Below are 1,085 nucleotides of genomic sequence, written 5' to 3' on the forward strand. Positions count from 1 at the left end.
CTCGCGGGTCCTCGGCGCCGTACGCGCCGCGCGGCCGCGCGGCAGGCGAGGAACCCCCTGCCGCGCCCTGCCGTCGGTTTTACGTTCCTGTCAATGCGAAAGAAGGAGATCAAGACGATGCAACTTGGCTCAACGGTAACCCTGGTGTACACGGGCAAGCTCGATGACGGCACGGTGTTCGGCTTCGCCACGGAAGAGAAGCCCATGAAGTTCCAAACGGGCATGGACATGGCCATCGACGGCTTCGAGAAGGCCATCCTGGAGATGAACGAGGCGGGCGAGAAGAAGACGTTCACGGTGGACGAGTACGGCGCCTACGGCGAGTACCTCGAGGGCCACGTGGCGAAGATCCCGCTCGAGCAGATTCCCGTGAACGACGTGAAGGTGGGCAAGCGCATCATGCTGTCGAGCAGCGAGGACGGCGCGCCGATGCCCGCCACCGTGCTGGACATAACGGACGGCCTGGTCACGTTCGACCTGAACCACCCCCTGGCGGGCAAGAGCCTGACGTTCGAGGTGGAGCTGCTGGAGGTGGAGGATGCCCCCGAGGACTTCGTGTCCGCCGCCGAGAAGGCTCAGCACCTGAAGGAGCAGGCGAAGCTCTTGGGAGGCGACCAGGGCGAGGACTTCCGCTAATGTGCTGGTCGTGCAATCCCATCTGCGGCGGCTGCCGGCCGCCGCGCAAGCGTCCGGTGAAGTGCCCCGAATGCGGCATGTTCAACGCGGTCGACCTCGAGCACTTCTCGAAGCCCAACCCGTGCACCAAATGCGGTTTCGACCTGACCGATCTGGCCCTTCCGGAGCCGGTGACCTGCACGATCTGCGGCGAGGTGTGCTACAACCCCTGCCGCAAGGGAAAGACCGAGCAGCCCGACGGCGAGCTGCGCCCGTGCCAGGTGCGCGTGAGCGAGCCGCTGTAGGCTTCGCCCGGACCGGCGCCCTTCGGGTTCGCCCGCCGATTCTTTGACGGCCTCCGGTCCTCCGGGCGTTCTGCCCGGAGGACCGGAGGCCGTGCTGTTCGTTTGCGCCCGGACGGCGCCCGCGGGCGTCCGCCTAGGCGCGCGCGGCGCACCAGGCGCAGGCGC

At 67.3% G+C, this 1,085-nt stretch carries 2 protein-coding genes; both read left to right on the forward strand.

Going from position 1 to position 1,085, the window contains the following annotated elements; genetic code table 11:
- Window positions 1–117 precede the first annotated feature (117 nt).
- Window positions 118–636: an FKBP-type peptidyl-prolyl cis-trans isomerase gene (locus GPA_RS15720; RefSeq protein ID WP_049784210.1), complete on the forward strand. Its 519-nt coding sequence runs from the start codon at window positions 118–120 to the stop codon at window positions 634–636.
- Window positions 636–920 carry a hypothetical protein gene (locus GPA_RS15725; RefSeq protein ID WP_015540474.1) on the forward strand — a complete coding sequence of 95 codons (285 nt, stop codon included), beginning with the start codon at window positions 636–638 and terminating at the stop codon, window positions 918–920. Before GPA_RS15720 ends, GPA_RS15725 begins: the two co-directional genes overlap by 1 nt.
- Window positions 921–1,085: the final 165 nt, after the last annotated feature.

Origin of the sequence: Gordonibacter pamelaeae 7-10-1-b, from assembly GCF_000210055.1 — a bacterium.
Classification (GTDB): domain Bacteria; phylum Actinomycetota; class Coriobacteriia; order Coriobacteriales; family Eggerthellaceae; genus Gordonibacter; species Gordonibacter pamelaeae.